The sequence below is a fragment of the Ferroplasma sp. genome (assembly GCF_037442045.1).
GTDB lineage: Archaea > Thermoplasmatota > Thermoplasmata > Thermoplasmatales > Thermoplasmataceae > Ferroplasma.
The window spans coordinates 1-8,828 of sequence record NZ_JBBIRC010000052.1; the positions used below are offsets into that span (position 1 = coordinate 1).

8 protein-coding genes are annotated in these 8,828 nt (G+C 34.6%); 4 read left to right on the forward strand and 4 right to left on the reverse strand.

Annotated features, from left to right (window positions below; all coding sequences use genetic code 11):
* Nucleotides 1-194 precede the first annotated feature (194 nt).
* Nucleotides 195-1,190, forward strand: coding sequence for an NAD(P)/FAD-dependent oxidoreductase (locus WKI77_RS06570; RefSeq protein WP_337861031.1), 996 nt, complete (start codon nucleotides 195-197; stop codon nucleotides 1,188-1,190).
* Between the two features lie 25 nt (nucleotides 1,191-1,215).
* The gene (gene dph2 / locus WKI77_RS06575) at nucleotides 1,216-2,220 is read left to right on the forward strand and encodes a diphthamide biosynthesis enzyme Dph2 (RefSeq protein ID WP_337861032.1); all 1,005 of its coding nucleotides are present in this window, start codon (nucleotides 1,216-1,218) and stop codon (nucleotides 2,218-2,220) included.
* On the opposite strand, the gene WKI77_RS06580 is transcribed toward dph2, so the two are convergent.
* Nucleotides 2,202-3,404, reverse strand: a complete 1,203-nt coding sequence (locus tag WKI77_RS06580; protein WP_337861033.1) for a tRNA (N(6)-L-threonylcarbamoyladenosine(37)-C(2))-methylthiotransferase — start codon at nucleotides 3,402-3,404, stop codon at nucleotides 2,202-2,204. The genes dph2 and WKI77_RS06580 overlap by 19 nt on opposite strands.
* A 181-nt stretch (nucleotides 3,405-3,585) precedes the next feature.
* On the opposite strand from WKI77_RS06580, the gene WKI77_RS06585 reads away from it, so the two are divergent.
* Nucleotides 3,586-4,125, forward strand: a complete 540-nt coding sequence (locus WKI77_RS06585) for an Lrp/AsnC family transcriptional regulator (RefSeq protein WP_337861034.1) — start codon at nucleotides 3,586-3,588, stop codon at nucleotides 4,123-4,125.
* Between the two features lie 4 nt (nucleotides 4,126-4,129).
* Here WKI77_RS06585 and WKI77_RS06590 read toward each other — a convergent pair whose 3' ends face one another.
* Nucleotides 4,130-5,497, reverse strand: a complete 1,368-nt coding sequence (locus tag WKI77_RS06590; protein ID WP_337861035.1) for an aspartate ammonia-lyase — start codon at nucleotides 5,495-5,497, stop codon at nucleotides 4,130-4,132.
* A gap of 249 nt (nucleotides 5,498-5,746) precedes the next feature.
* On the opposite strand from WKI77_RS06590, the gene WKI77_RS06595 reads away from it, so the two are divergent.
* Nucleotides 5,747-6,859 (forward strand): isocitrate/isopropylmalate family dehydrogenase, encoded by a 1,113-nt coding sequence (locus tag WKI77_RS06595; protein WP_337861036.1) that lies wholly within the window; start codon nucleotides 5,747-5,749, stop codon nucleotides 6,857-6,859.
* On the opposite strand, the gene WKI77_RS06600 is transcribed toward WKI77_RS06595, so the two are convergent.
* Both WKI77_RS06600 and WKI77_RS06605 read right to left on the reverse strand, forming a co-directional pair.
* Nucleotides 6,851-8,572: a site-2 protease family protein gene (locus WKI77_RS06600; RefSeq protein WP_337861037.1), complete on the reverse strand. Its 1,722-nt coding sequence runs from the start codon at nucleotides 8,570-8,572 to the stop codon at nucleotides 6,851-6,853. The two genes, WKI77_RS06595 and WKI77_RS06600, sit on opposite strands and share 9 nt — an antisense overlap.
* Nucleotides 8,572-8,828 (reverse strand): hypothetical protein (locus tag WKI77_RS06605; RefSeq protein WP_337861038.1); only part of this gene is annotated, 257 nt, incomplete at its 5' end. The genes WKI77_RS06605 and WKI77_RS06600, both read right to left, overlap by 1 nt.

Here is an 8,828-nt window from a genome sequence, read left to right on the forward strand (position 1 = left end):
AAATATTAATTTACATATTACGTAATTACGTTATATAGATTATTTTTATTATGTGCAGAAATATACCAAGAAAATTGGATATTTTATTGAATGCGGATTAAGACATATTACGTAAGTATTTCATTGTTTAGGTTTTAATTATAGCATAAAATAGACAATGCCAAAGTTTTTGTATGGTTTTATTATCTTTGCCTATGGATGAATACGAACTTACTATAATCGGAGCCGGACCTACTGGATTATTCGCCACCTTTCTGGCTGGCCTTAGAGATATAAAAAGCATAACGCTGGAAGCTCTGGACCATACCGGCGGCCAGATACCAGAACTGTATCCTGAAAAAATGGTATATGATGTACAGGGGATTCCAAAAATAAATGCCATAGAATTGAGGGACAAAATGTATGAACAGGCGAAGCTGTTTAATAGCCGAATTGAGCTCAATAGCAAGGTTACAGATATAATTCTGGATAATGAAAAGTATATAATAGAAGTTAATGGAGAAAAAAAATATAGCTGCAGGGCTATTTTAATATGCACCGGAATTGGAGATTTTACCCCAAGAAAAATAGGGTGCCCCGGCGAAGATGAATTTAATGGAAAAGGTGTTGAATATACTGTAAAAGATGTAACAAAATTTGCTGGAAAGACAGTGGCTATTGTTGGTGGAGGCGATTCGGCCCTTGATTATGCAAATGAACTGGCAAACACTGCCAAGAAAGTATATGTATTACACCACAGTGAAAAATTCAAAGCCGCAGAAAAAACGCTGGATACAGTAATGCAGGAGAAAGATATCACACTTCTAATGAATACAACGGTTACCGCAATAAATGGAGACACCAGTGTAAGGGAAATTACAACAGTAAATGAAATCGACAAAAGCGTGGACAATATAAAAATTGATGCGTTGATAATTGCAATAGGGCATATTGGACGCCCAAATGTGTATAAATCAGTTAATATAACAACAAACAAAAATGGAAGGTCTATAATGGTAAGCGATGAATACCAGACAAACCTTAAAGGCATATTTGCAGTAGGCGATGTTGCTACAGTGGAAGGGGAACCAATACACCCATTAATAGCTGTCGATGGGGGAAACGCTTATATAGCCATTAATTTTATTAAAAAATATTTAACACCGGCGGCAACAATATTTGGAGGGCACAGTTCAAATCTTAATATTTAAATAGATATAAAACAATATGCGGTAAATGAATGTAGATGATGCAATATTAACTTTAAAGGAAAGAAAAGCTTCAAAAATACTGCTTCAGCTCCCGGATGGATTGAAGCCAGAAGCATTTGACCTTTTCAATAAATTTTCACAGAATTTTAATGTAATAATAAGTTCACAGTCTTTTTATGGCGCGTGTGACATTGGCAATATGGAAGTATACAAAGATGTTGATTATATAGTGCAGTTAGGGCATTCTGAAATCCCAAACATAAAATATACAAAACCGGTCATATTTATCGAATATTACTATAAGCTCGTAGAACTGAACGATAATGTTTTTTCAACATTGAAAGAAAATGGCATAAAGAATGTAGGCCTTTTATCATCCATACAGTACTATAAAGAAATGGGATATGTAAAGGCAAAACTGGAGAATCTTGGATACAATGTTATTATAGGTAAAGTTGATGGGAGAATGAAATATCCGGGGCAGGTTCTTGGGTGCAATTTCAGTGCAGCCCATTCAATAGCAGAAGAGGTTGATGCCTATTTGCTTGTAAGTACTGGATTATTTCATGGAATCGGAGCTCAGTTATCAACAGATAAGCCTGTGTATATACTCGATTTAAATCAGAGATCTATTAATAACATACAGCCGGAAATTGACAAATTTCTCAGAAAAAGGTATGCAAGAATAGAACCTGCTATTGATGCCAGGAAATTTGCAATAGTCATAGACACAAAAATAGGGCAGTACAGAAAAAAACTTGCATACAGCATTTACAATAAGGTAAAAAAATTGGGAAAAGACGCCGTAATAGTTACTGCGGATAATGTAAATCCTGTTGATTTCCAGAATCTCATGTGCGATGCAGTGGTATTTACAGGCTGCCCCAGAGTTTCAATAGATGATGAGGATAAATTCAGCATGCCTGTTTTGACTCCCATTGAATTTGAACAGTTATTTGGATTTAAAAGCAATAATAAGTATATGATGGATGAAATAGTTGGAGTTGATACTTATTCTCCAATAAGATAGTTTGAACCATGGGAAACAATAGTGCAGTAAATTTCAGAATATTTTTTATAGCCCTCTTTTAATACAACCGGCCTGTAGTTAATATCCCTGCCAACCATTGTACCATTTTTGCCATCTTCTGTAATGAGGACTTTCTCTTCTTTGCCAGTATAAGTGTCAAGCTTTTTCTCCATCTGTTCTTTATGCAATGCAATAATTTCACTGGACCATTTTTTTAGCAGATTAGAATTCAAAGGCATTTTATTGTAATCCTTTGTAAATGGCCTCGGTGAAAATCTTGTAACGTTTATAATATCGGGTTTATAAGTTTCCAGAAATTTTATTGTTTTCTCGAATCCTTCTTCCGTATCGTTATGGTATCCCAGTATTATATCTGTAGCAATTGACATGTCAGGAAATGTGTCATGGAATTTTTTCCATACAGTTTCGGCTTCTTCAATTGTATATTCCCTGTTCATGGCTTCCAGCACATTGTTATCTGCACTCTGCACTGGCAAATGAAGGAATTTGAATACTTTTTCATGCTTATAGGAAGATATAAGCTTATCAAGTATATCATAAGTATTTCTTGGTTCCATCATGCCCACACGCAGATTAAAATCTTTATTTATTGAAGATATGCTGTTTACCAGCTCTGCAAGGTCTGTATGAATATCCTTTCCATATGCTGCAGTATCAAGCGAGGATATCCTTATTTCCTTTATTCCACGTTCCAGTTCCATATTTGCCTGATTTACAATTTTTTCAATATTTCTGGATAACAGTTTCCCCCTTGCTATGTGTGAAATGCAGAAATTGCAGCTTCCCGTACAACCCTGGTTAATTGGTATTCCATCATATATATCGGATTTTATTTCAATATCATCAAGATCACCCTCGTAAAAATTTCTGAATTCTTTTGGCTTCAGCACATGTACGTTATCAGATTCGATTGTATTCCCATTTACGGTTGCGAGGCAGCCGAGAACCTGAACATTTTTGGAAGCTTTCGAAAGTGATGAAATGCGCTTTACCATTCTATCCTCTGTATGCTTTATAACAACACATGTGCCTATAAGGCTTAAATCAGCATCTTCCGGGTCATTCACCAGCTGGTTGTTTTTATCTTGAAGGAGTTTATTAAGGTAAAGTGATGATTCGGATTTTTCCAGTGTGCATCCGTATGATTCGAAATAAATTTTCATATTTTTTGATTGCAATTAAGTTAATAACGATTTTTATGCCGTATGCCTTAAAAATTATTATAGCCCAATTATATAATTGCGTAAACATACCGTCATATAAAGTGTAGAATTCGATAAATTGCTCTTTTAAAATTCAATTTACCTATGAAAAGAGTTAAATATTGCTTTAAAATATAATTTTATGACGGATGAAAATAGTTCAAATAAAGTAGATGAAAATAGAAATTACCAGTGCGACCTATCTATAAGATGGGAGCATATAGATTCATCAATTTTACCATTCGACGATCTTGATAAAGAAATTATGTGCTTCCTGCGTTATAATGCAAGAATGTCAAATGCAGAAATAGCAAAAATGCTCAACACAAGCGAAGCCACTGTTAGAAGAAGAATTAATGAACTTGTGAGAAGAAAGATTATTACTGGTTTTTCTGCACTGGTGGATTTGCATGCCATTGAAAATAGCATAAAGGTCTGCATAAGGATAGATATAGAGGGTGAAAAACTTGATAGCATAGCCGAATCTTTAGCAGCCAATCCAGATATATTATCACTTTACAGAAGGAGAGGGCAAAACCAGCTGCTATTGCAGGGCCTATTTTTGAATCTGGAAACTATACAGGAATTTGAAGATAGTTTAGCAAGAAGAGAAGGTATAATAAAATATGATACAATGGTTGTATCAAAAGCATACAAAAAAGACCCATGGGTGGGCATATAAAAATTTAATTTAGAAAGTTAAATATTTCATTATATTTCTTTTCATCTATTTTTCCTGTTGCCAGGACAAGATCTTTTATGCTTTTCCCAGTTTCCAGGGATTCTTCAACTATTTCTGCCATAGTATTGTATCCAAGGTACGGGTTAAGAAGTGCAGCAGAACCAAAACTTCTTTCTATGTTTTCTTTAATTTTGTGCAGGTCTGGCTCAATTCCACGTATGGCTTCTTCATCAAGCATTTTAATCCCGTTTGCAAGCCTATCCATTGATTTTGATATTTCGTAGTCGATATGTGGCATCATGACATTTAGTTCAAGTTGCCCTGCCTTTACCGATAAATTTACAGCCTGCTGTGAGCCAATTATGGAATGGCAAATCATATTCATTGCCTCTGCTATTGATGGATTAATTTTGCCCGGCATGATTGATGAACCCTGTTGCACTGCTGGGAGAACTATTTCGTGAATTCCGGAGCCAGGGCCGGAATAAAGCAATCTTAAATCGTCTGAAATCTTGCTGAGATCCAGAGCCATATCTGATAATGAATTCATTACTCTTGAGAAGTCGGTCATGAACTGCATGAGTCCCATCAGATTTTCTCCAGTTCTGAAATTAAATCCGGTTTCTTCGGATATTTTCTTTACTGCATTTCCCTTATATCCCTCAGGTGTATTGGCTCCATTGCCCACTGCAGTTCCACCAATATTTAATTCTAATATATAGTTAAGTGATGCTTCAAATTCATTAAGATCCCTTGAAACAGCAAATGCCCATGCATTGAATTCATCGCCGAGGGTTACTCTAACTGCGTCCTGAAGATGTGTCCTGCCGGTTTTGTAAATTTTCTCAAATTCTTTATATTTTGATTTCAGTGAGTTTATTAATGATTCGGTATTTTTAATTACTTTTTGTGATTTAAGCATTATATTCACGCGCATCATTGTTGGATAGATATCGTTTGTTGACTGGCTCATATTTATTACATCGTTTGGGCTTGCGTACTGGTATTCCCCTTTTTTATGGTTCATTGATTCTAATACAAGATTTGCCAGTATTTCATTTGTATTCATATTAAATGAAGTTCCTGCCCCTGCCTGAAAAACATCAACAACAAACTGGTCATCAAATTTACCATCAATTAAAATATCGCATGCTTTGCTTATGCTTTCATATAATTCCTTTTTGAGTTTGCCAGTTGTATAATTTGCGTATGCAGCACCCTTCTTTACTATAGCCATTGCACGTATATGGTCGCGGTCGTTTGATTTTATGCCAGAAATATTGAAGTTATTTTTGGCTCTGAAGGTATTTATTCCATAATAGATATTGTCATCAATTTTTACTTCGCCTATTACATCTTTTTCTGTCCTCATAGTTAATAATGTTACTTGAGTATAAAAATATTTTAATTACAACGTTTAACTTAATTTAATAAAGTGCTTTTTATAATTTAACAAATATGGAATTTTTATACACGCGATAATTTGCTGGCTGAAGTAACTGAATAATTTCATGATTAACATTTATTGGTAATATTATTACACTGTAATTATTAAAAAATTAAAAATCTCTGTACTTTTAAAATTAAAAAAAATTATAAGCTATTATGCATGATGAAGTTAATGAATATAGAATTCACCGATGCTGGAATGGTTGTTCCCGACAATCTGACTGTTGGTTATATAGATGGCGACGGCATCGGCCCTGAAATTACAAAATCTATGATTGATGTTGTTAACAGCGCAATAGAGCTTGCTTACGGAGGCGACAAATCAATAGAATGGCAAAAGATCTTAATAGGCGCTGAAGCTTATGAAAAACTTGGCACCTATATGCCAGAGGATTCAATTAAGGAAATAAAGAAGATTGCCGTTATTATGAAATCCACACTGAATATAATGCCAGACAATAGGGATATAAATTCTATTTTAAGAAAGAGGATTGGCCTGTATTCAAATATAAGGGTAATTGAGTATATAGAAGGAATGGATACTGTAATAAATACATTCAACAGGCTTAAACTTGCGGTTATAAGGGATTCCCTGCCAGGCATCCATGTCTTTTATCATGCATCAGAAAGTACGGATGAATTGATAAAATTTATAATGGATAATTATGATATAAATATCACACAGGATGCAGAAGTATATATGGCTACCCAAAGCAGATTCAGGGCGAGGAAGATTGCAAGGCATGCCATAGAGTACTGTAAGGAGAATGGAAATACAAAGATTACGATAGTTGAAAATCATTATGGATCTGAATTTGCACAGTGGTGCAAAGAAGAAATTTCAAAACAGGATGATGTAAAATATGAAACCATTAAGGTCAGGCAGTTCATGAAAAATTTGCTTTCTTCCCCGGAGAACTATGAAGTTGTTTTAATGGATAATGTTTTAAGCGGTACATTTATAGATTATCTAATGGGGGCAATTAATATAGAATACGGTTCAAGCATTGGTGACGAATGTGCGATTTTTGAAGCCGTTCAGTCATCGCTGCCATCAGAGGCGGGATACGATGTTGCTGACCCACTTTCATTTATACTTTCCGGAACCGAAATGCTAATGCATATCGGATGGAAGGATGCAGCAAAAATAATAAAGAATGCCATATCCAGTGCTTTTAAAGACAATAAAATACCAAAAGACCTTACGTCAAGAACGGGCATAACAGCGATAAAATGTTCAGAGTTTTCATCTGAAATAATAAAACGCATGAGTGGCTCAAAGTAATGTATTATTGCCTGAAAACATTGTTGGGAAAGGATTCGGCGGAGATATGATGCCAGAGGTTATATTTATATTAACTATTGTCGCCTGGTTCCCTGTTCCAATTATGATAATTTTTAATAATCCCGGATTGGATGACTGGAAAAAAAGCGTTGCATTTGTACGCGGTGGTATAATTAAATACATATTATGCCCAAATAGTGATATCATTGATAAATTGGAAGGATTCATATATAGATTAATATTGCTGTAAATTAAAATGAGTTTTATTTTTAAGGTAGTATTTCCGGGATTGTCAATTGTAATATTGAATGATTTTCCAGCCTGTTCCGTAAGATTTTGTGGCTCAATTTTCTTATCAACACTTATATTTTTATCCGGCTTCAAAAAATAAACAGAAACTGTTTTGTGAAATATATCTGTTCCTGTATTTACTGTTATATTGAAATTACGCTCTCCGCTGTAATTAGAATTATATGTAATCAGATTTAATGTATATACAGTAGCTGTGTTATTTACATGCCTTACATCACTTACTTTAAAAGTTCCAGGATTAACGGAAAAAGTTGGAACAACATTCATTCCGTAATTATACACAGTGACATTTACGCTGACGTTCCCCGGATTTGCACTTTGCACGATATAAGGTGAATCTGGAATTGCTACATTGCTGTTGTTTGTGCTATGGAGGGGAAGTGGTGCAAAACCCAGAACCAGTATAATTATGACTATTATGCCAAGTGTCCTGATAGAAACCTGTGGCCTGAAAAAGTTGTTCATGGGTAGGGCACCACGAATTCCAAGTATCAGAGAAATGGCAACAAGTATGAGTATGTAAGGGTATACAATACTGGCAGCAAGAAGTATGGCAGTTCCAGCATATGAAGCGTATTTGAAATGTTTCCCCATAATCCCGGAAAAAACAATGCCACCATCTAGAAATCCAACTGGCAATGCATTTAATGCTGTGATAACAATGCCTGCATATCCGGCAAGTTGCAGTGGATCGGGAAGTATAAATGCCGGAAAGAAACGTTCAAGCACCAGTGGAAATAAGAGTGGGAAATTTAGAATTGATACTGGAGAATGTATTCCAGCATTGTAATTTGCAGATGGCATAATAAAAGTGCCTGCAATTACCAAAAAAATTGATGAAAAAAATCCAAATAATAGTGATAATGTGCCAGCCTGAATCATTGATTTTGAATCACGGAACTGGTTTTTATTTGAGTTTATTGTTCCGAGGGTTCCAAGCCCGGGAGATGGAATAAAAATAGGAAATTTATATTTAATATGATTTTTTCTCAGTACTGTGTATTTTCCAAATTCACGAAAAAGGAGAATGGAGAATAGAGGAATGGCATAGAATAGTGAACCACCTAAAATGCTTTTATACATTGTAGCGGAGTAATAATCGGAATAGTAAACAAAGCCAGAATATATGAGGGTAGCTATAGAAACAAGTAACATAAAAATTTTAATTCCATTTCTTTCCCTGCTTATGTTTCCATTGCCTATTACAATGATTTGATTGTCAGGATAATCATTTGTAAATGCAGTAACTCCAATTCTATTCAGTTCATCAAGCAGATATGAAAATGTGTTTCTATTTTTTATGGAACTAATGTGGAATACCATGGAGTATTTTGTATTATCCAAATCAGTTACATCGTAATACCTGTTTACTATTCCTTCTATAATTTGAGAATCAATCACTATCTACTAAATACTAAAACCTCCTTTATTAACTTTTCATTTATTTCCGGAATGCATCTAGCAGTAAACAATTTTTTATTCTTTAATATTGCTTCCAGCTTGATGCCACGATCCGAGAGACCGTCTATAAGCCTGTCTATTTTTCCATCAAGCCCAATAGCAGTAACTTCTGTTTTTGCATTTATAATTACTGCCATTACATTTTTCCTGAATATGCTTTTAATAAATAAGTTCAATTCTTCCTTATCAAGATTTG

Bases quoted from the DNA above. Each gene is read 5' to 3' on its own strand.
- dph2 (WP_337861032.1), top strand. From the start codon at position 1,216: ATGAATGTAGATGATGCAATATTAACTTTAAAGGAAAGAAAAGCTTCA.
- WKI77_RS06570 (WP_337861031.1), top strand. From the start codon at position 195: ATGGATGAATACGAACTTACTATAATCGGAGCCGGACCTACTGGATTA.
- WKI77_RS06595 (WP_337861036.1), top strand. From the start codon at position 5,747: ATGAATATAGAATTCACCGATGCTGGAATGGTTGTTCCCGACAATCTG.
- WKI77_RS06590 (WP_337861035.1), bottom strand. From the start codon at position 5,497: ATGAGGACAGAAAAAGATGTAATAGGCGAAGTAAAAATTGATGACAAT.
- WKI77_RS06580 (WP_337861033.1), bottom strand. From the start codon at position 3,404: ATGAAAATTTATTTCGAATCATACGGATGCACACTGGAAAAATCCGAA.
- WKI77_RS06585 (WP_337861034.1), top strand. From the start codon at position 3,586: ATGACGGATGAAAATAGTTCAAATAAAGTAGATGAAAATAGAAATTAC.